General features: G+C 47.5%; 20 protein-coding genes. 7 read left to right on the forward strand and 13 right to left on the reverse strand.

The window, feature by feature from the left end; all coding sequences use genetic code 11:
- Positions 1 to 21: 21 nt before the first annotated feature.
- The 6 genes from H8792_RS04145 to def are packed head-to-tail and all read right to left on the reverse strand — an operon-like array spanning position 22 to position 6954.
- Positions 22 to 1362: a sigma-54-dependent transcriptional regulator gene (locus H8792_RS04145; protein WP_185977673.1), complete on the reverse strand. Its 1341-nt coding sequence runs from the start codon at positions 1360 to 1362 to the stop codon at positions 22 to 24.
- A complete protein-coding gene (locus H8792_RS04150; RefSeq protein ID WP_185977674.1) occupies positions 1359 to 3542 on the reverse strand; it encodes a sensor histidine kinase in 2184 nt (727 codons plus the stop codon). Before H8792_RS04150 ends, H8792_RS04145 begins: the two co-directional genes overlap by 4 nt.
- The gene (locus H8792_RS04155; RefSeq protein WP_185977675.1) at positions 3539 to 4162 is read right to left on the reverse strand and encodes a DUF4390 domain-containing protein; all 624 of its coding nucleotides are present in this window, start codon (positions 4160 to 4162) and stop codon (positions 3539 to 3541) included. Before H8792_RS04155 ends, H8792_RS04150 begins: the two co-directional genes overlap by 4 nt.
- Before the next feature lie 5 nt (positions 4163 to 4167).
- On the reverse strand, positions 4168 to 5493 hold the full coding sequence (gene rsmB, locus H8792_RS04160; RefSeq protein ID WP_185977676.1) for a 16S rRNA (cytosine(967)-C(5))-methyltransferase RsmB: 1326 nt from the start codon (positions 5491 to 5493) through the stop codon (positions 4168 to 4170).
- A complete protein-coding gene (fmt, locus tag H8792_RS04165; RefSeq protein ID WP_185977677.1) occupies positions 5494 to 6447 on the reverse strand; it encodes a methionyl-tRNA formyltransferase in 954 nt (317 codons plus the stop codon).
- Between the two features lie 3 nt (positions 6448 to 6450).
- Positions 6451 to 6954 carry a peptide deformylase gene (def, locus tag H8792_RS04170; protein WP_185977678.1) on the reverse strand — a complete coding sequence of 168 codons (504 nt, stop codon included), beginning with the start codon at positions 6952 to 6954 and terminating at the stop codon, positions 6451 to 6453.
- Between the two features lie 61 nt (positions 6955 to 7015).
- On the opposite strand from def, the gene dprA reads away from it, so the two are divergent.
- The 6 genes from dprA to H8792_RS04200 all read left to right on the forward strand — a co-directional run bounded on the left by dprA (position 7016) and on the right by H8792_RS04200 (position 15426).
- Positions 7016 to 8131 carry a DNA-processing protein DprA gene (dprA, locus tag H8792_RS04175; protein ID WP_185977679.1) on the forward strand — a complete coding sequence of 372 codons (1116 nt, stop codon included), beginning with the start codon at positions 7016 to 7018 and terminating at the stop codon, positions 8129 to 8131.
- Positions 8132 to 8411: 280 nt separating this feature from the next.
- Positions 8412 to 10868 carry a type I DNA topoisomerase gene (topA, locus tag H8792_RS04180; RefSeq protein ID WP_185977680.1) on the forward strand — a complete coding sequence of 819 codons (2457 nt, stop codon included), beginning with the start codon at positions 8412 to 8414 and terminating at the stop codon, positions 10866 to 10868.
- A gap of 207 nt (positions 10869 to 11075) precedes the next feature.
- A complete protein-coding gene (gene argS / locus H8792_RS04185; protein ID WP_185977681.1) occupies positions 11076 to 12836 on the forward strand; it encodes an arginine--tRNA ligase in 1761 nt (586 codons plus the stop codon).
- Positions 12837 to 12857: 21 nt separating this feature from the next.
- Positions 12858 to 13523 (forward strand): SPOR domain-containing protein, encoded by a 666-nt coding sequence (locus H8792_RS04190; RefSeq protein ID WP_228766938.1) that lies wholly within the window; start codon positions 12858 to 12860, stop codon positions 13521 to 13523.
- Between the two features lie 79 nt (positions 13524 to 13602).
- Positions 13603 to 13848 carry an accessory factor UbiK family protein gene (locus H8792_RS04195; RefSeq protein ID WP_185977683.1) on the forward strand — a complete coding sequence of 82 codons (246 nt, stop codon included), beginning with the start codon at positions 13603 to 13605 and terminating at the stop codon, positions 13846 to 13848.
- 12 nt (positions 13849 to 13860) lie between these two features.
- Positions 13861 to 15426: a YifB family Mg chelatase-like AAA ATPase gene (locus H8792_RS04200; RefSeq protein WP_185977684.1), complete on the forward strand. Its 1566-nt coding sequence runs from the start codon at positions 13861 to 13863 to the stop codon at positions 15424 to 15426.
- Here the strand turns inward: H8792_RS04200 and H8792_RS04205 are convergent, their stop codons facing one another.
- From H8792_RS04205 to H8792_RS04220, 4 genes are all read right to left on the reverse strand, one after another.
- Positions 15427 to 16515, reverse strand: a complete 1089-nt coding sequence (locus tag H8792_RS04205) for a response regulator (protein WP_185977685.1) — start codon at positions 16513 to 16515, stop codon at positions 15427 to 15429.
- Positions 16516 to 16577: 62 nt separating this feature from the next.
- Entirely contained in the window at positions 16578 to 20714 is a 4137-nt protein-coding gene (locus H8792_RS04210) for a response regulator (RefSeq protein WP_185977686.1), read from the reverse strand.
- A 17-nt stretch (positions 20715 to 20731) separates the two neighbouring features.
- Complete coding sequence (locus tag H8792_RS04215; protein ID WP_185977687.1) at positions 20732 to 21913, reverse strand: hypothetical protein; 1182 nt, start codon at positions 21911 to 21913, stop codon at positions 20732 to 20734.
- Positions 21910 to 22308 carry a type 2 periplasmic-binding domain-containing protein gene (locus H8792_RS04220; RefSeq protein ID WP_185977688.1) on the reverse strand — a complete coding sequence of 133 codons (399 nt, stop codon included), beginning with the start codon at positions 22306 to 22308 and terminating at the stop codon, positions 21910 to 21912. The genes H8792_RS04215 and H8792_RS04220 overlap by 4 nt, the downstream gene beginning before the upstream one ends.
- Positions 22309 to 22591: 283 nt before the next feature.
- Between H8792_RS04220 and H8792_RS04225 the strand changes: the two genes are divergently transcribed.
- Complete coding sequence (locus H8792_RS04225) at positions 22592 to 23284, forward strand: sulfite exporter TauE/SafE family protein (protein WP_185977689.1); 693 nt, start codon at positions 22592 to 22594, stop codon at positions 23282 to 23284.
- 80 nt (positions 23285 to 23364) lie between these two features.
- Here H8792_RS04225 and H8792_RS04230 read toward each other — a convergent pair whose 3' ends face one another.
- From H8792_RS04230 to H8792_RS04240, 3 genes are all read right to left on the reverse strand, one after another.
- Complete coding sequence (locus tag H8792_RS04230; protein WP_185977690.1) at positions 23365 to 24693, reverse strand: TolC family outer membrane protein; 1329 nt, start codon at positions 24691 to 24693, stop codon at positions 23365 to 23367.
- 41 nt (positions 24694 to 24734) lie between these two features.
- The gene (locus H8792_RS04235) at positions 24735 to 25328 is read right to left on the reverse strand and encodes a response regulator transcription factor (protein WP_185977691.1); all 594 of its coding nucleotides are present in this window, start codon (positions 25326 to 25328) and stop codon (positions 24735 to 24737) included.
- 111 nt (positions 25329 to 25439) lie between these two features.
- The gene (locus H8792_RS04240) at positions 25440 to 26732 is read right to left on the reverse strand and encodes an HlyD family type I secretion periplasmic adaptor subunit (protein WP_185977692.1); all 1293 of its coding nucleotides are present in this window, start codon (positions 26730 to 26732) and stop codon (positions 25440 to 25442) included.
- Positions 26733 to 26801 lie beyond the last annotated feature (69 nt).

Consider the following 26801-nt stretch of genomic DNA (forward strand, 5'->3'; position numbering starts at 1 on the left):
GCTCGTTGTTATGCCCGGAGTTTACACCGGATTTTTCGGGTCTATGCCCAAACTTTTCAATTTACGGTACAGGTTGGTTCGATCCACTCCAGACCGTTTGGCGGTTTCGCTGACGTTGCCGCCGGTTTCTCTTAACAGCTGACTTAAATAAGCCGCTTCCCATTGATCTTTGGCGTCCTTCAAGCTCAAACTGGTATCGATTTGCGGTTGATTTTGCTGAGCAAGATCCGATTGCATAATCGCCTTTTTGACCTCTTCGTCGCTGACTTCTTCTGTGCCGAGAATCAGCAGACGCTGGATCAGGTTTTGCAACTCCTTCATATTGCCCGGCCAGGCGTACTGACGCAAGCTATTTTGCGACGGAACGCTAAAATGCCGGTATTCCAAGCCTTCGCGGGTAACGAAATAGTTGACGAAATAGTCGATCAATTCAGGAATGTCTTCGGTATGCTGGCGCAGCGCCGGCACGTGGATCGGCATAACTTTCAGACGCTGGAATAGATCGTCGCGGAACTGACGGTGCAGAACGATTTCTTCCAGTTCGCCGCGGGTGAGGGCGATAACACGAATGTCCAGCGATAGACTTTCCGGTTCGCCTTTTAAAAAGACTTTCTGATGCAGTACCAGATCGGCAACCAAATCCTGGCTGACAGAATGCAGTTGTTCTATATTGGCAATCACCAAAGTACCTTGATGAGCGTCGCGCAAGAGGTTTTTAAGCTCTTCAGTGCGTTCTTCTTCTAACAGGCGGTTCAGATCGATCGAGGTGATCTCTTTGATGACAGCGTCTTTACGGTGACTGGTTTTATGCAGGGCGCGTGCGAAATGGTGTTTGCCGACCCCGGCTTCTCCCGTGATCAGTACCGGCATCGTGAATTTGGAGAGCCGTTCGATGGTTTCTCTCAGTTGTACCACCATCTTGCTTTTGCCGATCGGCAGGAATTGATCCGGGGCTTTCTGCTTGAGCTGGCGGTTTTCCTGATGCAGGCGATTGTGTTCGATAGCGCGCTCGGCGGTAACGATCAGTTTGGCCAGCGACAGCGGTTTTTCCAAAAAGTCGTAGGCACCGAGACGGGTCGCTTCTATGGCGGTTTCGATGGTGCCGTGACCGGACATCATAATCACTTTGGTGTGTTCCAGAACCCCCTCTTTCTGCATTTCTTTCAACAGGGAAATACCGTCTATGTCCGGCATCCACACGTCCAGAAAAATAACATCCGGCAGATTTTTGCGCCAGGCTTGTTGTGCTTGCACGCCATTTGCGGCCGTTTCAACCTGATAACCCTCTTCGGAGAAAATTTCATCCATCAGGTTTCGAATATCTTTTTCGTCATCTACGATCAGTAGTTTGGCGGTTTTCATTCACGCTCTCTCGATGTCAGGGGGAGTTTGATTATAAAGCAGGTGCCTTGCTGCGGTGAAGACTTGAGCTGGATCTGTCCGTGATGCTCGTCAACGATTTTACGCACAACGGCTAAGCCCAAACCGGTTCCCTTAGGCTTATTGGTGGCATAAGGTTCGAATATCCAGTTTTTGTGCTGTTCGGGAATTCCAGGACCGTTATCGCAAACGGTTATCTTAACCTGTTTGGCGTTTTCGATTTCGGTTCGAATTTCAATCAAGCCGCTTTCTTGATTTTCCGTCGCTTCCAAGGCGTTTTTAATCAGGTTATGGAACAGCTGGCGCAGACGAGAGCCGTCGGCGGCGACAAATGGCATCTTCGGATCCAGAAGCGCCTTAACCTGCCAAGGTGCTTTAGGGTCATAGTACATGTCAACGATGCTTTTAATCAAACTATTCAGGTCAAGTCGGCTTAATCTGACCTCCGGAGTGTTGGCGTAGTCGGTAAATGCCTGCACCAGAGTCTGCATGGTATTGACCTGTTCGATAATGGTCTGGGTCATACGGGTCAGCAGTGATTGGTCTTTATCCTGCAGTTTATCGTGAAGTTTGAAGTTCAAACGTTCCGCCGACAGCTGGATCGGTGTCAGAGGGTTTTTGATCTCATGCGCCAGACGGCGGGCGACATCGCTCCAGGCAGCATGCAGCTGAGCCTGAACCAGTTCGGTGATATCGTCCATAACGATGACGTAACCCGAGGTCTGGGTATCGATACCCGGCAGGGTCGAACCGTGAATCAGCAGACGTTTCTGGCCGTCTTTGCATGCGAATTCCTTCTGCAGGTTCCAATTTTGTCCCGGGTCGTCGAAATGCGGCGTGATCTGCGAGAAGAGTTCGCTTAAATGTTCGTTGTGCTTGGTTGAGACCGCCTCGCTCAGCGAGTAGCCGATAAACGGCGATAGATCGGTATTCAGAATCTGTTTGGCGGCATCGTTCATAGTGCGGATACGCTGTTTCATATCCAGAGTGATTACGCCGCTGGTCAGGTTTTGAATGATCGCCTGCAAGTAGAGCTTCTGTACTTCCGCCTGGTGCTGTCCCATTTTGATTTCGTTTCGCGCCTGAGCGATACGCTGAGTCATGTCGTTGAAGGAGACGATCAGCTCGCCGAATTCGTCATGTTCTTTGACCGGCATCTGGATGCTGTAGTCCCCTTTGGAAATTGCCTTGGTTCCGCGAGCCAGAGTACGGATCGGGCGGGCGAAGTTCTGTACCGCCTGGATGGTAAATAGGATCGAGGTGAGTAGTGTCAGCAATAGTACGATGGTCAGAATCAGAGTGAAACTGGTGGTCAGTGGCGCTTTCAGGTAAGAGAGTTCCTTATACTGTCCCGAAGCGGTTGCGACCGATTCGTCAAGTTCGGTGATGTTGCTCGGAATCGGGAAGGTTGCCTGCAGAACATAGGGGGTGTTGATGTTGGAATCGGTAATGGGTACGACTACGCGGATAAACTTCTCAGGTACCGTTGCCCCCGGACGGGTTTCAATCGCTGCATAGGTGATTTTTTGCCGCACCTGCTGGAACAGGTTATCTCCGGGTGGAGTCGGAAGGATATCGCTGCCATCAGGGCTGCTGAAAGCGATCAACTGCTGGTTGGTATTGTAGAAGGATACTTCCTGAGCGCCGAGTTGATTTCGTAACCTGTTCACCCCGATAATCGGCGAGTCTGCCAGCAGGTCATGTTCTTCTTTGACCGTGGAGAGGGTACGGTTGAGGCTTTCGCGCGTTTTGTTGTCGAGGGTGATGCGCACCAGAGTCGAGGCGTTTTCCAGGGCCGTTTCGGTTTTGACGTCAAACCACTGGTTGATGCCCTGTTGAATAAAACTTTGCGAGAAGTAGAAAATCGTTGCGGTCGGCAAGCCCATCAACAAAGTGGCAAGGAAGGTCAGACGGATGGTGATTTTGATTCCGGGAATGCGTTTTTTGTACTGTTTGTACAGATTCCACAGGGTACGAACCAAAACAATCAGCAGAATAAATACCCCGCCGAAGGTGAAAAACAGCAAGGCCGAATAGCTTTCGGCAAAGCTGGAAGCGTTTTGCAGAATCTGGCTCATAATCACCAGAGAGATCAGCAGGACGCCGGAGAGCAAGGTAATCCAGCCGTATTGCTTCAGGTATAAGCCGATTAAACTACTCATTGCCAGCTCTGAGGCGTCTTCAAGAAAGTCTCGAACCAACCGCTGTTGATACGCCAGTCGGAATCCATCATGGCATCGATAATCAGAGGAGCGGGTAGTTTCCAGTAATCGAGTTTGATGCGCATTTTAATGGTGTAGCGTTGCTGCGGATGGAGTTCGGAAAGGGTGGCGATCGGGAAGGATTGCAAGGTGCCTAGCGTTTCCAATGCCGCATCCAGGGTTGGAAAGCTTTGGACGTTCTGGTTACGGGTGTTGTACAGCACATAGTGGTGATTGACGCCATAGGCGTAAAGCTGAGTCTGGTATTCGATCGTACGTCGGGTGCGCTGGTATTTGATTCCCAGAAAACTGGCGCTTTCGGTCAAGACGATGGTGGTGGTGAAGAGCAGCGGAATTTCGTGGTGGATGGCGGCGGTGACTTTTTCCGGTAGATGGAATTTGCTTTCGGAGTCGATCAGCAGTTCACGCTGGTTCTGATAGTCCGAGACGCGAACGATCAATATTTCATCGCTGGCCCAGCCGGCGCACGACAGGCACAGTAGCAGGAAAATACCCAGCCCGGCCCGTAGATTTTTGCCGAATGTACTCCAAAAGCAAAATGATCGAGCCGATTGTTCCATTTCCTCTATCCCGTCATTTTTTCCAGTAAACAGTAATAAAAGCCATCCATGCCGTTATCTCCGGGTAGTATTTGCCGACCGGGCAATTCCTGCGATAAACCCCATTCTACTTCGATTGGTATTTCCTGTGCATCAGCTGTTTCCAGCAGGAAACGCCGTATTTGCAGACCGTTCTCCTGCGGTAAAACCGAACAGGTTGCGTAGAGCAAGCGCCCGCCTGGTTTGACTAACGGCCAGAGCGCTTTAAGAATCTGCGCTTGTAAATCGCAAAGCGCGTCGATATCTTCTTCTGTTCTGTGCCATTTGATATCCGGGTGGCGACGAATAATACCGGTTGCCGAACAGGGTGCGTCCAGAAGAATTTTATCGAATGGGCGTTGATCCCACCAGTCTTCAGGTTCGGAAGCATCGCCGACCTGATAATCGCATTCTAACCCAAGACGGTGTAAATTTTCCGCTAAGCGTTCAAGACGCTCCGGTTCTTTTTCGATCGCCAGCAAATCAAGCTGGCCGCCGCTGTATTCGAGAAGATGGGCCGTTTTACCGCCGGGAGCGGCACAGGCATCCAGAACATGCTCGCCGGGTTGCGGCTGTAATAGTTCCGCCGCTTGCTGAGCCGCGCCGTCCTGAACGCTGAAAGCGCCATCTTCAAAGCCGGGCAGTGCGGTAATGTCCATACTACGTGATAGGCCAATCCCGTTCGGACATTGCGGATGTGCTTCGGAAATCTTTTCTTCTGCGTTGAGCAAGTCGAGTAAAGTTTCTCGACTCTGCTGCAAACGGTTGTTGCGTAGCGTGATCGGAGCAATCTCGTTATTGGCGGTCAAAATCTCCTGCCATTGCTGCGGATAAGCTTTGCGCATCGCTTTGAAAAACCACTGCGGGTGCGAATAGGCTTGCGATGGTTTCAAGTCCACTTCGGCGCAGAGGGTTTCGCGATCACGCAGGAAATTCCGCAAAACGCCGTTTACCAAACCTTTTGCCCAAGGTTTTTTTAGCTTGCCGACCAGAGCAACGGTTTCGGAAACCGCCGCATGATCGGGAGTGTCCATATACAGGATCTGGTACAGGCCGAGTAGAATCAGCTGATTGACGTCTTCGTCTTTCGCTTTTAGTTTTTTCTTCAATAACTGATCACAGATTGCCTGCAGACGCAACTGCCAGCGCAAGACGCCAAGCACGATATTTTGCGTAAAACTGCGATCACGCCCGTCATGAAATTGTGCCAAACCTTCCGGCAGAACCTGGCTTAAAGAACGACCGTTTTCAATGACGCTTAAACACATTTTTAAAGCGACATAGCGGCTGTTGATTTCGCTTTTTGCGTTCATTTAAAAACGGTGTCCAGTGAGTTGTCTTGCCTGGGCGAAATCATACGCCGCCATCGCTTTCTTTCCTGCTGGTTGCACGTTTTGCACCAGGATCGGCTGATCGCGACAAGCGACGATCATGCCGGATTTTTCAACTGCGAGGACGGTTCCGCCGGCCGCCGATGTATTCAGTGCTTGAGCTTCTTGTGAATTCAACAGGCGGGCCTGCCAGACGCGCAACGGCTGACCCTGGAAGTCGGTAAAGGCAACCGGCCAGGGATTAAAAGCCTGAATACGTCGCACTACCGTCGCCGCGGGTTGATTCCAGTCGATTTCCGCTTCGGCTTTATTCAGCTTTTCCGCATAGGTGACCAATGATTCATCCTGTTTCTGTGCCTCGGCTTGATATCCAGGCAGATTTTTCAGGGTTGCCATCAGCGCTTCTGAGCCAAGCACACTCAAGCGATCATGCAGAGTTTGCGCACTGTCTTCGACACCGATCGGTGTTTCAACCTTGTACAGCATATCACCTGTGTCGAGGCCCACGTCCATCTGCATAATGGTTACGCCGCTGGCGGCGTCACCGGACTCGATCGCACGCTGAATCGGAGCAGCGCCACGCCAGCGAGGCAATAGTGATGCATGGATATTGAGGCAACCGTATTTCGGCATATCCAATACCGCTTTAGGAAGGATCAAGCCATAGGCAACCACCACCATCAGGTCGGCATTCAGGGTCGCCAACTCCTGTTGCGCTGTTTCGTTGCGTAATGATTCCGGTTGATAGACCGGAATATCGTGCTCCAGAGCGACCTGTTTTACCGGGCTTGGAGTGAGTTTTCTTCCGCGGCCTGCCGGACGGTCCGGCTGGGTATAGACTGCGATGACCTGGTGTTCGGATGCAAGTAGAGCTTTTAAAGGTGCGACCGAAAAGTCCGGTGTGCCGGCAAAAATAATCTTCAATGACTGTGACAATCTTTAATCCTCTTGTTCCTGCATCTTGCGGAATTTTTGCAGGGCGCGGGTGCGTTTCAGTCCCGAGAGGTGATCGATAAACAGCTTGCCGTTCAGGTGATCTATTTCATGCTGAATACAGACTGCCAGCAGATCGTCGGCCTGCATTTCGATCTTTTTGCCGTCGCGATCCATGCCTTGAACCAGAATATGGCTTGGCCGTTTGACCTTGGCATAAACACCCGGCAGAGACAGGCAGCCTTCTTCCCAGATGATTTCTCCGGACGAAGCAACGATTTTCGGGTTGATCAAAGCGATCGGCTGATCTTTGGTTTCGGAAACGTCGACTACAATCAGGCGCTGCTGAACGGCGATTTGCGGTGCAGCAAGGCCGATGCCGGGAGCGTCGTACATGGTATAGAACATGTCGTCAATCAATTTGTCCAGGTCGTCGTTCATTTCCGCGATCGGTGAGCAGACTTCTCGTAGTCCTTGTTCGGGATAGAGAACAATATCGAGTTTTTGCATAGCGTCGTTTATACTTCTGAATCAATAATTGCCTAATTATAGCCGAACTATGCATTCTTCTATGGATCCTTTTTCCGAATTGACCGGGTTTATCCGTCTACAATTATGTCGAACTTCGCTTAAGCAGTTGCTTGCGATTAAGGCGTATTTCGGCTCGGTTGAGTCTGCACTTGAGGCTCCGCAAAGCGCTTGGCTGCATGCCTCCATACTGAGCGAAAAACAGCTGCAACATCTGTTTCAGGATGGAGTGGAAACAAAAGTCGAAGAAGCTTTGTGCTGGGGTGAAGAGGAAAATCAGTGCTGGATTCCTTGGGAGAGTGATGCTTATCCTCCGGTATTGAGCGAGATTGATGATCCGCCGATCTTGCTCGGTGCACGCGGCCATATCGACATGCTTAAAGATCCGCAATTGGCGGTGGTCGGCAGTCGACATGCTTCGAAGCAGGGGGCGATGATTGCCGAAGATTTTTCCGCTTTTTTATCTTCACAGGGGATTACGATTACCAGCGGTTTGGCTGCAGGAATTGATACCCATGCGCATCGTGGAGGCTTACGAGGCGTCGGCAAAACCGTTGCGGTAGTCGCGACCGGGTTGGATCGGGTCTATCCGGCCAGTAATCAACCTCTGGCGAGAAAGATTGCCGAGCAGGGGGTGATGATCTCGGAACAACCGCTCGGAACCAAGCCGCTGGCGCAATACTTTCCGCAACGTAATCGGATTATCAGTGGATTGAGTTTGGGAACGCTGGTTGTCGAAGCCGCTTTAAAAAGCGGTTCGTTGATTACTGCGCGCCTGGCGCTGGAGCAAGGTAAAGAAGTGTTTGCCATACCCGGTTCGATTTATAACCCTCAGGCCAAGGGATGTCATCAGCTGATCAAGCAGGGCGCGAAACTGGTTGAAAGCGCCGATGATATCCTGGAGGAGTTATCGTCGTCCTTGCAAATGGGAATGCAGGCCTCTATAGAATATAAAGCGCCTCGGCAGAGTGATCATTCTTATGGAGAGGGTGCAGAAAATAAATTATTGGCGTTTATCGACTTCGAACCGGTCGGTCTGGATGAACTGGTGGTCGTGACCAAGAAACCGGTCTCGGAGCTGCAATCTCAGTTATTGATATTGGAGTTGTCGGGGCGAATAGAAGCGCTTTCCGGCGGGCGTTGGAGGCGGATTAAATAGTCTGTCAGGCATGGTTGAAAATACAACAGATGCTTTTCAACATATTTACCTGGGAATAACACGTATTAATAGGTCTTTCATTTTTGTCGATAAATAAATTTGTATGCTAATGATTGCAAAACGCAAAAAAATTTTGCAACCTTACAGAAAGGTCGGAAATCGGCAAGGTCGTCATGAGTAATCTATTTTACCTTTCAATACACCGCTTTCCTGCATACGAGATATATCGAGTTAAAGTAATCGAAATCATTTGAAACCTCACTTTTAGGGCTAAATATAGATGACAAATTTGGTGATAGTCGAGTCCCCAGCGAAAGCGAAAACCATAGAGAAATACCTCGGCAAAGGTTTTACCGTAAGATCCAGTTACGGTCATATTCGCGATATACAGAAAAAAGGGATGGGGATTGATATTGCAAATGGCTTCAGTCCGAATTATGAAATTTCCGCCGACAAGAAAAAGAATGTCGCCGAACTGAAAAAACTCGCCAAAGAGGCGGAAAGTGTCTGGTTGGCAACGGATGAGGACCGCGAGGGAGAGGCGATCGCCTGGCATTTGGCCGAAGCTCTCAATCTGGATGTTTCTAATACCCGTCGAATCGTTTTTCATGAGATTACCAAGCCGGCGATTGAAGCTGCGGTTGCGGCTCCGCGTACAGTCGATATGGATCTGGTCAACGCACAGCAGGCGCGACGCATTCTGGATCGTATTGTCGGTTTTGAGCTTTCACCGATTCTATGGAAGAAAATTCGTACCGGCCTTTCTGCCGGGCGAGTGCAATCTGTTGCGGTACGCCTGATTGTTGAAAGGGAAAAAGAAATCGAAGCTTTTGAAGCCGGTTTCTCATTCCGTGTTCAAGGCAAGCTGGTCTTATTGGACGATCAGGGCCTCGAGACTGGTGAAGTGGAAGTAAAACGCAGTGCCACTTTCGACAACGAAGAAGATGCGACCGCCTTTTTGCAAGCGGTTTCAGCGGCGAATCTGAGTGTTTTATCTCTGGAAGAAAAACCGGCCAAGCGTAGTCCTAAAGCGCCGTTTACCACTTCGACTTTGCAGCAGGAGGCGGCTTCGAAACTCGGTTTTTCGGTCAAGCAAACCATGATGATTGCCCAGCGTCTGTACGAGTCCGGGAAAATCACCTATATGCGTACCGACTCGGTGAATTTATCGGAAGTGGCCATTGCTCAGGCACAGCAGTCGATCGAGAGTGCTTACGGGGCGGAATATGTCCATGTTCGTCGTTATAAAACCAAACAGGCTGATGCGCAGGAAGCACACGAAGCAATCCGCCCGACCGATTTCAATGTCCAGGAAGTGACCGGTGAACGTAACGAGCAGCGTTTGTATCAGTTAATTTGGCGACGAGCGATTGCTTCGCAGATGGCGGACGCCCAATTGATGCGTACTTCCGTTGATATTGCAATTGATTCTCTGCCGAGTGATAAACTGACGGCAAAAGGAGAGGTCATTACCTTTGATGGCTTCTTGAAAGTATACGATTTCGGCGATAAATCCGAGGAAGGCCGTTTGCCGCCGATGAAGATTGGTCAGGCATTGCAGCTCGGTTCTCTGGTTGCCAGACAGAGTTTTGCCCGCCCCCCGGCACGCTACAACGAAGCGAGCCTTGTGCGCACTCTGGAAGAGATGGGAATCGGCCGTCCGTCAACCTATGCTCCGACGATCGACACCATTCAGCAGCGCGGTTACGTGGTAAAGGAAGACCGTGAAGGGAAGCCGCGTGATTACCGTCAAATTACTTTGGATGTCGGTGGTATTCAGGCTGAGACGCTATCGGAAATGGCCGGAAGTGAAAAGAACAAACTTTTCCCGACGGATATTGCCGGAATTGTCACCAATTTCCTGACCAAGCATTTCGGTGAAGTCCTCGATTATCAGTTTACCGCCAAGGTGGAAGACAAGTTCGACGTCATAGCTCAAGGTAATATGCCGTGGCAGACGATGCTGGACGATTTCTATAAACAATTTCATCCGAAGGTTGAAGCGGCGGAAGACGTTTCACGTGAGGAAGCCGGTCAGGCCCGACTGTTGGGGAATCATCCCGAAAGCGCTTTACCGATGTACGTCAAGATCGGTCGTTTCGGGCCTTATGTGCAGATCGGTGATGGCGAAAACGATGAGAAACCGACTTTCGCCAGTCTGATGCCGGGCCAGAAAATGGATCTGATTACGCTGGATGATGCTTTGGAATTGTTCAAATTGCCGCGTGAAGTCGGTTTAATGCCGGAATCTTATTCGGCGCAGGCGGTTGACGGCACGCTCTTCGCGGTGGAAAAAGGTCAGAAGCTGATCGCCAAGCAGGGGCCTTTCGGACCTTATTTGGAATACGGGCCTAAATGCTATGCGCCGATTAAGGGGTTTGATCCGCTGAATATTACCTTGGAAGAGGCGGCAGCGTTGGTGGAAGCGAAAATTCAGGCGGAAGCCGATAAGATCGTAAAAACGTTTCCGGGTACCGACGTCAAAATTCTTAAGGGACGTTGGGGACCTTATATTACCGATCTGGTTACCAAGAAAAACGCGAAAATCGCTAAGGATGAAGATGCGCTGCAGTTAAGTCTGGAAGAGTGTCAGAAGCGTTTGGATGAAGCGCCGGAACCGAAGAAACGCGGTCGGGCCGCTGCCAAAAAAGCTCCTGCGAAAAAGGCGCCGGCAAAGAAAGCTGCTGCAAAGAAAACCCCGGCTAAAAAAACAACTGCCAAAACTAAAAGTTCCTAGTCAAAGTGCAGAGAGCAGTCTTGATTTTCAAACGGCTGTTCTCTGATTACCCGATTTTTTAATTCTCTTAATCTTGTAACAATGCCGCTAAGCGCTTGGGTTTCATTTTCATTTCATTCCTAAGGGAATTCCTTCGCAATTACATTCGGATTTTTAGTAAAATGTAACGTTTGAGTTTTCCTTTTCCTGACCTAATAGAGACAGTGCATGAAGCAGCAAATTGCGCAGATTTTGAGCGAAGTCGTTCAAGAACTAAAACAACAGCAAATTATTCCGCAAGACTTAAGCCCAAATATTAATATCGAGAATGCTCGAGACAAGAGCCACGGGGACTTTGCGACCAATTTGGCGATGATGTTGACTAAGGCTGCCGGCATGCCGCCACGCGATCTGGCGCAACAGATTGTCTCTTTGATCGGCGAGCGTTCGGTAATTAAGAAAGTTGAAATTGCCGGGCCAGGGTTTATCAACTTTTTCGTTGACGATTCCGCCAAGTTTCAGGTGGTTGCCGAGGTGTTGGAGAAGCAGGATCAGTTCGGTCGCGGTAATGTAGGACAGGGGCGTTCGGTTTTGGTTGAGTTCGTATCCGCCAACCCGACCGGACCTCTTCATGTCGGCCATGGTCGCGGAGCAGCCTATGGGGCGAGTGTTGCTAACCTGTTAGATGCGGCCGGTTTCCGTGTTTCCAGAGAGTATTATGTCAACGATGCCGGTCGACAAATGGATATTCTGGCGACCTCGGTCTGGCTGCGTTATCTGTCTAAATGCGGTGAAGAGCTGGTTTTCCCTTCCAACGCTTATCAGGGTGATTATATTTTGGAAGTTGCCGATCAGGTACATGAGCAATATGCCGATACCTTGAAACGCACCTCATTGGAAGTTTTCGCCGGTGTTACGCCGGATGAAGGTCAGGAAAACGGTGATAAAGAGAAACATATCGACGACTTGATCGCCAAGGCGAAAAATCTACTGGGCAACCACTATTTGGAAGTGTTCCAGATTGCCGTTGACGCAATCCTTTCCGATATTAAAGACGACCTTAGCGGTTTTAAAGTCAGTTTTGATAACTGGTTCTCTGAGCGCTCTTTAATGGATTCTGGTGTGATTGATGCCGCAATTGAGAAGTTGCAAAAGGCGGATAAAATTTACGAAAAAGGTGGTGCTTTATGGTTCCGTTCCACCGATTACGGTGATGAAAAAGACCGAGTGGTCGTCCGTGATAACGGTTTAAAAACTTATTTTGCCTCCGATATTGCTTATCACTTCAACAAGCTGGAACGCGGCTTTGATATTTTGATCGATATCTGGGGCTCGGATCACCACGGTTATATTCCGCGTGTTAGAGCGGCGATGGAAGCGATGCAGACAGATCCGGAAGCTTTGAAAGTTCTTCTGGTGCAGTTTGCCGTTCTGTATCGCGGAGGAGAGAAGTTAGCCATGTCGACGCGTAGCGGTCAGTTTGTGACTCTGCGTGAACTGCGTGAAGAGGTCGGTGCGGATGCCGCGCGTTTCTTCTACGTACAACGCAAATCCGAACAGCATATGGATTTTGACCTGGATCTGGCCAAATCGCAGTCCAACGAAAACCCGGTGTATTATATTCAGTATGCGCATGCACGTATTTGCCGGGTTCTGGAGCAGGCCGAAGAGAAAGGTTATACATTGGATCTGCAGGCCGGTTTGGAGAATCTGTCTTTGCTGGTTGAAGAACACGAAACCCAGCTGGCTGTTGAACTGGCGAAATTTCCGGAAATTATTTCCCGCGGTGCTCTGGCATATGAACCGCATCAGATTGCGTATTATCTGAAAGATTTGGCACACGCATTGCATTCATACTACAACGCCAGCCAATTTATCGTTGAGGATGATAACCTCCGTCAGGCTCGTTTGACGCTGATTGTTGCCGTTCGCCAAGTACTGCAGAATGGTTTGACTATTTTGGATGTTTCCGCACCGCAATCCATGTAATTGAGAGGTATAGTCTTGTCTATGGCCCGTGATTATCGACATCGACACGCCGCACCTAGGCAGGCCTATCAGCGTCGTTCACAGCAAAAAGCCGTGCAGACGCAAAGCAGTTCGTCGAAGTGGATCTGGTTCGGCGGTTTCATGGTTTCTTTCGGTCTGCTGTCCGGTTATTTTATTGCCGATCACTTTGTGACGCTGGGTCTGAAATCCGGTAACGATAGTCAGAAAGTGAGCATTTTCGATCAGTCGACGAATGAAAAGAGTGCAAGTTTGCTAAATCCTGGGACGCAGTCTCAGCCTCTCGAAGTAGAGGCTCTGAAAGTTCCAAGTATGGAAGAGAAGCTGCCGCCGCAAGAAGAATTAAAGTCTCCGTACCGTTTTTACGATGATCTGGTTGAGCAAAAAATGCATGTCGATGCCGAACCTCTGTCGGTGCAGCTCGATGCCCCTTACTATGTTATCGCCGGTACTTTCGGTTCGATGGAAGTGGCCAGAAAGGAACAGGCCCGTTTGGCCAAGTATGGTCAGATCGTTGATTTGACGGAGTATAAAACGGCGACTCGTACCTATTACCGCTTGAGAATCGGTCCTTTCACGGACCGGCTGATTTTGAACAAGCGTAGAAACGAGTTACGCAGATTGGGTGTGGATACGCTTAAAGTCAAAGCACCCGTGGCGGACAAATAATTAAAAACGGTTATTTTTAGGTTTTTATTGTACGTAAAATTATGTATATTGGTTGTGGGGCAAAACAAGGAGCTTGGCAATGATTCAACCAAATCACTTAGAAGAAGCGGCAAAAAAGATTGCCGATTTGATTCCGCAAGGATTTGGCGGATTTCCGGATGATCTGAAAGATCAGATTAAAGCATTGCTTGCTAAGAGCTTTGAAAAGATGGATTTGGTGAGCCGTGAAGAATTCGACCGCCAAACTGCCGTTTTGCAGAAAACCCGCCTTAAACTTGAAGCGCTGGAGAAGCGCTTGGACGAATTGGAAAACCGCGAAATTTAAGCGGATCCGGCGATGACGACATTGGCCCGCTTGTACAGCCGTGCAATAGACGGTTTGCAAGCCCCTCCGGTCAGTGTCGAAGTTCATATCAGCAACGGTTTGCCGGCGTTTAATATTGTCGGCTTGCCGGAAGCATCTGTTAAAGAGAGCAAAGAACGTGTTCGCAGTGCTCTGATCAGTAGTGGTTTCACTCTCCCTCCTAAACGAATTACCGTTCACCTCGGACCGGCCGATCTTCCTAAAAGCGGCGGACGCTACGATTTAGCGATTGCCATGGGAATTCTGATTGCCAGCGCGCAAATCGAAGGTGATTTCCCTGAAGATTTCGAGCTGTATGGCGAATTGGCGTTAAGTGGAGAAATCCGTTATATACAGGCGATTTTACCGGCGATTATTGCTGCCCGAAAGCAGGGGGCTGTTTGTATTTTGCCGACAGAAAATGCCGATGAGGCAGGATTAATTCTTGCACAAACTGAAGACGATCTTGCCATTTATGCCGTCGACAATCTACTGGATGTCATTCGTTTGCAACAGGCCATTCTGAGAAATGGCAGAAATCAAAATGACGTTGCGGCGATTTCTCCGACGGATGCGTTTGATGAAAGAGCTGACGACAGCAATGCAATCGATTTGTCCGATGTAAATGGCCAGCTGCAAGCCAAACGAGTGCTGGAGATTTGTGCCAGCGGAGGACATTCTCTGTTGATGGTTGGTCCGCCTGGTGCAGGAAAGAGTATGTTGGCCGAGCGATTGGTTACGCTGCTGCCTGTTTTGACGGCTCAGGAAGCGATCGAGCAGGCGGTCATTCAATCGGTTGCAGGCAGGATGGTACCACCGGATAAATTCAGACAAAGACCGTTTGTGCACCCGCATCACACGGCATCGGCAGTTGCACTGGTCGGTGGAGGGCGAATTCCAAAACCCGGGGCGGTGACTCTAGCTCATCGAGGCGTACTGTTTTTAGATGAACTTCCTGAGTTTCAGCGATCTGCACTGGAGGCGTTAAGAGAACCGATTGAATCAGGAAAAGTCATGATAAGCCGTGCCAATGCGCAAGTTGTCTATCCAGCCAAAAGTTTAGTTGTGGCGGCTATGAACCCGTCGCCGAGCGGATTTTTTCCGGATGATCCGCTTGGTCGCTGTCGTGATACCCCTGATCAAATTGCGCATTATCAGAAGAAAATTTCCGGTCCGATTCTGGATCGAATCGATTTGCATCTGGAATTGCCGCCGGTGGATGCCAAATCGTTGTTGTCTAGACCGGAGATAGATCAAAACGAGACGAGTGCCAACGTTCGACAGAGAGTAGAAAAATGTCGGCAGCTACAGTATCAAAGGCAGAGTTGCCTTAATTCGGAATTGGACAGTCGTTTGTTACAGAAATCTGTGGTGCTGGATGCTTCAGGAAAACGCCTGCTAGAGTCGGCGATTGATCGTCTGGGTTTTTCAGCGAGATCTTATCATCGGCTGTTGCGGGTAGCGAGAACCTTGGCTGATATGGCCGGTAGTGAGAATGTGACTGTCGACCACCTTGCCGAAGCCATCGGTTATCGAACGCTGGATTTAAAAAAGACTTAGCTATCGATCGGGATTTTTGGCAGCGATTTTTTCCAAATCGTCTTTAAGTGAGATAAACAGATCGACAAGGATTTCCTGGAAGTGGCTGCCTCTGCCTTCCTGGATGATTTCCAGCGCCTTGTCGGAGCTGAATGCCTTTTTGTATGGTCGTTCGCTGGTCAAGGCGTCATAGACATCCGCTAAAGCCATTAAACGGGCTGGAAGAGGGATTTGCTCGCCTTTCAGGCCTTGAGGGTAGCCGCTTCCATCCCATTTTTCGTGGTGGCTTAAAGCGATCTGCTGTGCGATTTCAAGAAAGTCTCCGCTTTCTCCCATGTTCAGGGAAGCTTGATGCAGTATTTCATAGCCCTTTTGAGAATGCGTTTTCATGATTTCGAACTCTTCACTGGTGAGTTTTCCGGGCTTTAACAGTATGTTATCGGGAATATTGATTTTACCGATGTCGTGCAGTGGTGCGGATTGGGTGATAATTTCAATTTTGGATGGTGAGAGCTGGCTGCGGAATTGCGGTGTTTGAGCAGCCGCTTTGGCGAGAAGCTGTACATAATCCTGAGTTCTCTGGATATGGTTGCCGGTACATTCGTCGCGAAATTCTGCCAGCGAAGTCATAACAAAGATCGTACTGTCCTGCAATCGCTGAATTTCATTCAAGCGCTTCTCCACCTGTTCTTCCAGGTTTTGATTATGCTGTTGGAGCTTCTGCTGTGCAAAGTGCAGTTTGATTTGGGTTTCGATGCGGGCGAGTAATACTCGGGGGTTAAGAGGCTTGGAAACAAAGTCGTTGGCGCCTAATTTCAAACCTTTTTCTTCGTCTTCGGGCTGATTCTTGGCTGTGAGGAATAATATCGGCGTATCTTTCGTTTCAGGATTACTGCGGATGCGTCTGCAGACTTCATAACCATCCATTTCCGGCATCATGATATCCAGAAGAATTAAATCCGCCGGGTAGGTTTGCAGAATTTCCAAAGCTTTGAGACCGTTGGTTGCAATCTTGATTTCATATAACGGGCTAAGCAGCTCTATCAACAATTTTAAATTAGCGGCAGTATCGTCAACGCATAGCAGTTTGGGGTGTATTTGCGAGTCCATGATCTAAACCCTGATGTTTGTTACACTATACATAGTATATTAACGTAATATTAAGAAAGTAATTACTCGTTCTTTGCAAAATATTGCTTGAGAATTTTTCGTGCTGAATCAAACTCAAAATTTTCAATATCGCGATCGACTTTTTTGTAATCCGAGAAGCCAAGGTGTTTTTTGAAGTCTTGCTTATGAGTATGCCAGATTTTTAACGCCTGACTGTCATAGCTGATTAGGAATGGGTCGAGCTCGGAAAAAGGCGGCGGCTCTTTCGACGGTTCTTGGACTTCTTCGGCTGACTGTAGGCCGGTTACATACTGTTTGAGGGCTTTAAAAACATCCCGATGCGTCGACAGTAAATTTTCGATCGTTTCGTTCAGAAGCGGGGTGTTTGATTGATGTTTATCATCCTTCAGTAATTGTTCGACAGCCTGGGCTTTCTCCGCTAATTGATCCGCACCAAGGCTTGCTGACACACCTTTGAATGAGTGCACTAAAATCAGAAGTTCTTTTAAGCTTTGCGAAGTCATTGGAGGCTTGCTCATATCTAGCTCGTCTGCCAGATCGTGGTAGTTTTCCCAATATTCTTCAAGCAATCTATCCAGCAGTTCTCGATTGCCGGCGGTCATTTTTAGAGCGAATTTCAGGTTCATCCCTTCTATTTCCGGTAACTTGTCCTGATGTTTTTCGCGAGGTTTTTCCGGGGAGGATGACATCGTTTTCTGAGAAGCAAAGCGCTCGAGTGTCTGGTAGAGTTTGTCCGGATCGATCGGTTTGTCCAAGTGGCCGTTCAGGCCGAGCGCGTTGGTTTGTTGTTTTTCCTGATCCAAGACATGGGCTGTCATGGCGAAAATGGGGAAATCGTCATATTCTGGCTTGGTGCGTATTTCCTTCGCAGTTTGGTAACCATCCTTGACCGGCATCTGTAAATCGAGGAATAGAAGGTCAAAGTAGCGTGGACCTTTTTCATATAACTTATCGAGTGCTTCCTGGCCGTTATTCGCGACAGTGACTTCTACTCCTTGCGATTGCATCAATTCGAGCGCGATTTGTTGATTAATCTGGTTGTCTTCGGCAAGCAGTACTCGGACCCCGTTCAAATTCATCCTGAGTTGTTTGTCTTCACTCGCGGAGTGTTCCGGAAGTTTGCCTTGCTGAATGTGCAGAAGAGCTTCGTATAAAGAGCTTGGCAAGATTGGCTTTTCAAGTCGCGAGTTCAGGGCGTATTTCTGGCAGATCTCGCGGAGGATTTCAGTGCCGTAAGCGCTGATTAATAGAGTTTTCCCGAGTAATTCGGGTCGGTGTTTTGTTAGGTGCTCGAGTAAGATGTCTCCGCTCTCCTCCGGCATGACGCAGTCCAGCAGTATGAAATCGAAATTACCGGTTTCGAGGATTGCGATTGCTTCACGCACACTACCGGCATTGGAAGTGTGAATGCCAAATAGTTGCAGCTGGCTTTTTAGGCTGCTTCTAAGAATTTGCAAGTCATCGACAATTAAAGCGGTTTTATCTCGAAGACCGGAGAAATCAGGGTGGCTTAATTGCGGAGCAAGAGGAAGCTGTAAGCTGACGGTAAAACGGCTGCCCTGCTGCGGTGTGCTTTCGACTGTAATTACTCCGCCCATCAAATCGATAATCCGTTTACAAATGGACAGACCCAGGCCGGTTCCCCCGTACCTTCTGGTGGTAGAGCTATCCGCTTGAGTAAATTCCTGAAACAGATTTCGCAACTGTTGCTGGCTCATGCCGATACCGGTATCCTCGACGAGGATTTGAATATCCAGATGGTTGCGCTTGGGAAGAGCGTTGACATCCACTCGGATAAATCCCTCTTCCGTGAACTTGATCGCGTTTGACAGTAGATTGTTGAGAATCTGTTGCAATCGGTAAGGGTCGCCAAGGACTTGACCACCGTCTCCCAGACTTTCGGTAGGCTGATAGGTGACCACCAGTTCCAACCCTTTTTTATTTGCGGTTTCGGCCAAAAGCTGCACACTGTCGGCGATGACATGTTCAAGCTGCATGGGGATGTTTTCGATTTGCAGTTTCCCTGCCTCGATTTTGGAGAAGTCGAGTATGTCGTTTATGACATGCAGTAGAGATTGTCCGGAACGGTGGATTTTATCGATGTAGTCGTGCTGCTGTTGATTTAGATCCGTACGCAGCGCAAGGTAAGCCATGCCGATAATGGCGTTCATAGGCGTGCGGATTTCATGACTCATGTTGGCGAGAAAGATCGATTTGGCCTGTGCGGCATCTTCGGCAAGTTGTTTGGAGTGCAGGGCATCGTCGCGGGCAATTTCAAGTTCATGCATCAGCGTTTTCTGTGACTCATTCTGATGAATGCTTGCCATCAAGACGCTGCAAGTCGCTTGAAAAGGTTCTAGGAAATCGATCATTTTGGGGAGATAATCACTTTGACGGTTAGCTATCAGATAGGCACCGACAAGGTTTTTCCCCTGGTAGATCGGTACGCCCATATAGCGTTTGATTTCAGTTGTTTTGTACGGGCTATTTTGCTCAATAGGCGTTTGTACGTCATTGATGATGATTCCCTTTTGATTTTGAAAAAGTTCGTCGATGAAACTGTCGGACTGGCAAAGAATATCTGAGTTTCGCGCAGATCCGGTTCGGAAACTCTGAGGCTCAGATTGAGCATCCTGGCAATAGGCGGCACAGATTTTAAGACATCGCTGATTGTCGTCAGAGTAGATAACTTCGCCAATAAAGCCATACCGGCTTTCACTGATGTCTAAAAGTGCATTTAAAAGGTGTTTCCATACCTCCTGTTGATTTTCCGGGTGAGCCATAAAGGTTTCAATCGCATCTTTGAGCGCGTTGAGCAGTTTGTTTCGTAGTTCGGTTTGCCTTTTGGCTTCATTACGTTCCGTTAAATCGTTAACCAGAACGATGAACTCTTTCTCACTGCTTCTCTGAATGGCGCTGACCGTTAACTCAATCGGAAAAACATGGCCGTCACTTTTTTGGCCGTTTAATTCTTTATTATGGTTTAAGCAGTCTTGCAACAGATCGGAAGAATGTTTGTCAGGAGAGTGAGTCGGCATCAGCATTTGCAGCGGCTGATTCATAAGTTCTTGCGATGGATAGCCGAAGATGGTCTCCATCGCTTGGTTAACTCGTTTAATTACTCCTTTGCTGTCCGTCTGCATAATTCCTATCGCGGCTCCTTGCAGGATCGCCTCGTTTTGCCTGAGCGGGAATAAAGCGCGTTTTCGGAACAAGATAATCAGAAAAATGGATCCGATGAATATGGCCGCCAAGATGGTTTTTTGAATACTGATATAGGTGAACCTGTCACTGGTCAGTTTCTCTGCTTTAGCCGCAATGAGGGATTGAAGAAACGCCAGTAATTGCCAGTTTTCGTCGAGGAGTTGTTGTTCTGTCGTGGCTGGCTGCGGGTTTTGCGACAATTTTTCGGGGAACAGTATCGGAAATATGCTTGCATCCATGCTCTTTAAATAAAGCTGACGAATATTTGCCAGCTTTTGCCCCAGTTGCGGAAATTCTTTCATTAAGTCCGAATCAACATCAAGGTAGTATCCGTTGTGCTGAATGATGAGGTGCAGATTGGCAATTTCATCTTTGAGATTGGCGTGGGGATGCAGCTTATAGTGTTCGCTCATCTCAAAAAGGCGATCCAGCGGGAGACTCCACTGCAGAAATCGGACGTAAAATTGCGACAGACTGGCCAGATTTTGTTCAGTGAACTGATACAGATGTTTAATATTGCTGTTTATAAACACGCTTTGCAGTTCGTTTGGCGGATATTCCCATGCGCCGTTGAAAATTTTATCGCAGCTTGAAGTCGCTGAGCAGGCGATTAATCCCTGACGAAGTTCCAGCTGATTTTGCCAAGCTTCGTCAAGCCAGAAAATCGGAGATTGATCTTTATTGAAAAAGTGTTTGTAAATAATTTGATCGACTTGTTTTTGCGATTCGGTCCATTTTCGGTAAAGTTCTTTGCTATGGTCGTAGGAGATTTTGTAGGCGAAGTAGGCTTCGGTCTCGAGGAGTTTGATGACGTGCAGCTCGATTTCCGCCTGTTTGATATTCTGCAGGCGTTTTTGATCGGCATCGAACTGGCGGTAGCCGTCGGTCAGCACCCAGATAAAAATCACGCTTAGCCCGACTAAAAGGAAAGCTACAGCGTAGTTGAGTTGTCGGATGGAGCTGGGTCTGGTCATTTCAAGGCTCTTAACGATTAAAATTGATAGGTGAGTTGCAGTGCAAAGAGCGCCCAGCTCTCCTGCAAATTACTAAAATCAATTCCTTCGTATGTCGGAATGTCGGCAATTCCTTCATGCCATGAATATTGGCTGGTTAATAGCCACTGAGGATTAAAGTACCAACGCCCTGCAAGGGTGATGGCGTTACTATCAATGGATGAGTGGTTTTTGTATGGCTTGTAGGCTTCGTACCGCAGCAAGCCGGTAAGTCTCGGAACCGGTGTCCATTCCGCTTGCAGGAAATATCCTTCGGATTCGATATTAACCTTTCCTGTACCGCTGGAACCCTTAACATTTAAACTTCCGTCCGCCTTCATCCATTCTGCTGTGAAGGTGAGGGAACGTAGTTGATACTGAGCGGATAACAGGTGATGTAGTGTCTTCAATTTGGTTGAGTTGACCGTCCCGGTATAATATTGGCTGCTTAATGGAAAAGGGGTGGAAAAAACTAAATCCGTGTCCCAATTCAACATGCTATAGGCGAAACTCAAGCCGGGTAGTGAAAATGGGCTCCATTCTACCTTCAAACCTTGCTTATTTAGTTTCTTGAAGTCGCCGCCAGGAATGTCGGCATAGAATTGCTTGTACTCAAGACTCTTATCTTCAAGGTCCCTTTGTCCAGCGTAAACATTTACTGCTAAATGACCATGATCGTTGTCCTGCTCAAAATAGAGACTGCCTCCGTCGGTTGATAGCATCAGGTCACGAAGGTTTTCAAAATAAATTGACGGGAGTAATACGCCAGGGCGAGTGGAAGGTAAATCTCTGGAGTCGTTATAGATGCCGTAAGGTGTTTTGACTCTGCCTATACGGATGCCGGCAATTTCATTGAGGGTATGGACCGGAGAATAATCGATTAAGGCCAAATCGAAAATCGGCGAACCGTTGCTGACATTTCCGTATTGTCTGGAAAGTACTTGAGTCGCAAACCTCAGTTCATGGTTTACTTCCCAGTTAAGGTTCAGTCCCAATTCTCTGAAATTGAAGCTGCCGCCCTCGTTAAGAGTTGCATTGGTTGCATAGGGGTTATCTGTGCTCTTAAAGTAAGCTTGAGAAACAAAACCCTTTACCGATAGCTCTTCCAAATCTTCATGCGCTTGCGGAGACGAGCTGATACAAAGTAAGAGGGAAGTGAATAGTATGTTACGTAATTTCATTGTTGGGGCCCGCTTATTTGAATGGTTTGCAAGGCATGGTCAATATTGACTTTACTTGATAGGTAACCAATGGAACCTGGAGTGTTTTTTAAATTTTCCAGCATTTCGGTTTCGTTTTCCAAAATGATCGGGGGTTTGCTCTGGCCGCTAAAGGTCAGTCGGTTCCATATTCGGTCCAATTGGTAGATATCGGTTTTTAGTAGTTCTTGTGCGAATGCTTTGTGGAGTGGATTACCGGTTTCCAATGTGTAGACTGTGATTGGCGTACCGTCCGGCCAGACTTTGGTTTTCATCGTATAGATACGCTTAAGCTGAAGATGTGAAAGTGTAATCTCGGTAGGCGAATTCAAGTTGCACAGAAGCTGAACGTCGCCGGCCTTTGACGGGGTGCTCATTATTAAGACGCTAATTAATAGCGCAATTTTGAAATAAAGTGTATGTTTAGTCATTTATCCCAGCGCCATCCGCTAACGTATTATTTAAAGATAGTACGTAATATTTAGTGTATTTACACCTTATCATAGCTCTTTATGGCTGCTTGAATAAGTTTTTTATGAATGAAATTATTTAGCGAATGAAAAGAAGTTTTTATCATTACTTTGTTTATGGCTTTTCTTCTTATGACAATGAATGCCGTTAGAATAACGGTCACAATTTTTGCAAGGAAAAAATGATTGTATGAGTGAGTCGGTTTTGGTTACGGCATTAATTGTTGGTTTGCTGGGCGGTGTTCACTGTTTAGGTATGTGCGGCGGTGTCGTTGGCGCTTTGACATTCGGTTTAAAAGCAGACATCCAAAGAAGTCGTTTCCGCATGCTGAAGTTTCAGCTGGCTTATAACTTGGGACGAATCTTGAGTTATGCGTTGATCGGTGCTTTTTTCGGCTTCCTTGGAAGCGGTTTAATGACTTTGGATGGTTTGTTGCCGATACAAGTGAGTCTCCAGATGTTGGCTGGTTTGCTAATGGTTGCTCTTGGGCTTTATCTTGGTGGCTGGTGGAACGGAATTGTTGTAATTGAGCGTTTCGGACAATCTTTATGGGAGAAACTCAAACCGAAAGTACAAAAATACTCGATGGTGGAAAACTATACCCAAGCATGGATTTACGGTTTTCTATGGGGATGGCTGCCGTGCGGATTGGTCTATAGCATGCTGATCATGGCAATGAGTTCAGGTGGATTACTGGACGGCGCTTTAATTATGCTGTTTTTTGGTCTGGGAACCTTGCCGAATCTGCTTCTGATGGGGGTGTTCGCTTTTTACTTTACTCGATTGGCCCGAGCAGTCTGGGTGCGGAGGATCGCAGGTCTGACTGTGGCCTTGTTTGGTTTATGGGAATTGTATTCGGCTTTAGCCTTGAGGGTTAATTAATTCTTAAATTTGAATTTAGGGCAATAAAAAAGGCGCTTTTAGCGCCTTTTTTATTGAATGCTTGAATGTAGAGGATTCAATTATTCTTCTTTGTAATCGTTTTCAGCAAGTGCGTAATCTACTTTGATGTTCAAAGCGTTTAGCAATAAGCCCATACCGTTAAGAATACGGTATTCAGCGATCAAGTGATCATGCTGGCTTGATACCAAAGCACGCTGTGCGCTGATGTACTCGTCTTCGGTGTTCAATAGATCCAACAGTGAACGACGTCCTAAGCTGAATTGTTTGCGGTAACCCTGCAAAGTCGCCAAGGTCAGGTCTTTGTGTTTTTGCATGAATTCAAGCTGGTCGCGGATATATTTTTCAGCGTTCCAAGCATAATGCATGTTTTCAATGATTTGACGACGTGTTGTGTTTCGAACTTCAGCCGCTTGGTGAACAGAAGCAGCTACTTTGTCCAGGTTAGCGTCATCTTTGCCGCCGTTGAAAAGGTTGTAACTGACGCGCAACATTGCTTGGAAGTTCTCGCTTTTGCCTTCAATTCCGTTAATGTTTTCATCCCAAGTTTGTTTCACGTCTACATCGACACGTGGGTAGAAAGCACTTTCGGCAACGTCATACTGATAGCGAACAGTTGCAATGTCGGCATTTGCTGAACGCATTGCAGGGTGCTCGATCAAAGCAGTGTTAACGGCATCTTCCAGTTTTTCCGGGAATTTGTAGCTGAAGGTTGGTTTGACAAGATCGGAATCAGGCATACGACCTAGAACACGTTCGAAACGGGCCAGGGTATCGCGATAATTATTACGTTCGGCAATCAAGTTTGAGCTTGCTAGAGAAAGACGTGCTTTAGCCTGGTCGACTTCGACAGAGTTACCGACACCGGCTTGGTTACGTTGGATAATTTGATCAAGGATGCGCTGATGGGTTTCATGGCTTTGTTGTGCCAGACGTAGAAGCTCTTGTTCCTTTAGCAGGTTTACATAGGCTTCTACCATGCTTAGAGCAATTTCATTCGCCTTTGCTTGTGCAGAGTAACCTGCAGAATCCAAACGGGCTTGTTGACGTGTAATTTCGGATTGCGTTGCAAAACCTTCGAATAAGTTTTGTGAGACCGTTACTGCGGCTTCTTTTCGGGTAAGATCGGTATCAGCCGTTTTAGTGGTGATTTTTTCTTGACCAATCCCTGCGCCCAAATCGATTTTTGGTAGCCAACCACCTTCAGCGCCGCGCAGATCAGCTTGCACACCTTGATGGGCTTTTACCTGTTCTCTAAATTCGGGATTATGCAAAATAGCATCTTCAACCGTTGGGACAAGTTCAATAGCATGAGCAGTACCAACACTGAGATTACTCAGGATGAAAGCGCTGCTTAAGGCCGCAAATAATTTTGGGAAACGTCTGCGCATAATTAATTTTCTCCAATTACGGTTTCTCTGTAGAAATAATATTACCAGTTTTTTATTTTTAGGGCTAAGGCCAAACGATCCGATACCTCAAGCTTTTGAAAAATATTATGCAAGTGGGCTTTTACGGTTCGTTCTGTTATGTTCAGTTGCTTAGCAATCTGTTTATTACTAAGACTTTCAAGCACGAGCTCAGCGGTCGCCAATTCTCGCACTGTTAATAAGTTTTTCCAATTATCATTCGCTTGCTTTGCCGGCTGCATGGCGGCAAACATGCTTTGCATCAGGGATTGCCCTAACCAAACATTACCCGATTTGATCGTATCAATGGCCTGTTTGATACGGTCGATTGTCGAATAAGTATTCAGGTATCCTTTGATCCCTAGTTGGAAGAGCTTTAATCCCTCAGAGTCTGTGGGTGTGTTACTTAGAGCTAATATATCAAAATTTAATTGACATAGTTTATTAATTTGCTCTATTTGCACTTCCCTGCCAATCTGGATCATTAACAATTGCCCGTTTGCTGCATTATGTCCCAATTCTGCTAATGATTTCAACACCTCTGCATCATTGTCACATGCTTGTAACCAATTAGGCAGAGCTTTTTCTTCGTAAGCATAGAGTAGTGTTCGCTTCATTATTCATGACCTTAATCTCAGCCATCGTGAAACTAGCTGGCTATTTTAACGGATAATGGCCGGATGGATATTTTAAAGACTGATGTGTAATTCAGCTTCCTTTATATTGTATTACGACTCTCTCAATGCCAAATCTTTGGTTTTGATGATCGGTTTCAGAATGTAATCCAGCACAGTATGTTTTCCAACGATAATATCTACATCAGCTGTCATACCAGGAAGTAGATATAGAGGGTCATTCTCTTTTCCTAAATGGTTTTTATCGGTCTTGATTTTAGCCAAATAGTAACTGTTGCCCTCATCGTCAGTAATGGTATCGGCGGAAATGCCTATCACTGAACCGTCTAGACCGCCGTAAATCGAGAAATCATAGGCGGTAAATTTTACTTTTGCTTTTAAGCCCGGATACAAGAAACCAATGTCTGCCGGTTTAATGCGCGTTTCCAGAATTAAAGAGTCGTCGTCAGGAACGATTTCGACGATGTCGCTACCTGGCTGGACAACCCCACCGATCGTGTTGACGAACATCTGTTTAATTGTACCGTGTACCGGTGACTTGATGTCGGTACGGTTAACGCGGTCTTTCAGAGCGACTTTGGACTTTTCCAGTTGGGATTTCTCGGCCAAGACCTTGTTCAATTCCTCGTGTGCATCGTTCATGAATTGCTCTTTTGCTTCGATTCGCTTGGCACGGTTCTCGGTAATTTGCGATTGCAGTCGAGGAATTTTATTTTGCACGCCTTTGAGCTTTGTCAAAACATCGTTTTCCTGACGCTGCAATTTCAATAGATCCACTTCTGATGCAACGCCTTGGCGTACCAGAGGTTGCATTAAATTTACTTCTTTTGAAATAAGAGAAAGGGAGCGTTTCAGCTGCTGCTGTTCTCCTAGTGTTCCGCGCAGTTCGATTTTCTTTTGTTCAATCTGCTCAATAATAATTGCGTCGTCGCTCTCGCGTTGTTTCTGGCGGGCAAGATACAGCTCGTATTCACGATTATAGAGTGCTTGAACAGGTTCGTTATCGGTGATGGTGACTCTTTGAAGCGGTTTGTCGAAAGCCTCGGCGGCCAAACGCTGTGCCCTGGCAATTAACTGCGCTTCCTTGATTTCACTTTCACCGTAAGAACTGGCAAATTGTGTGTTGTCCAGTTTAAGAAGAGTTTGGCCTTTCTTTACCTTATCACCGGGATGGATATAGAGCTCTTCAACAATCCCACCTTCCAGGTTTTGAATAATTTGGATCTGAGTGGAAGGAACGACTTTCCCTGTTCCGCGAACGATTTTATCCAGTTCAGCAAAATTGGCCCAAGCCACCGACCAGATCAGAACTAATAATACGACCCAAACCACAATTTGAGAGCGGGAAGTCGGCTTCTCCAAGGTCGCTTGACTCAAGCTTGACATGAACTCGAGGTCATTTTCTTGTAGCTGCGTTTTCGATTTTTTTATCAAGTTTTTAAACTGCATTAGCTA

Origin of the sequence: Thiomicrorhabdus heinhorstiae (genome assembly GCF_013391765.2) — a bacterium.
GTDB classification, from domain to species: domain Bacteria; phylum Pseudomonadota; class Gammaproteobacteria; order Thiomicrospirales; family Thiomicrospiraceae; genus Thiomicrorhabdus; species Thiomicrorhabdus heinhorstiae.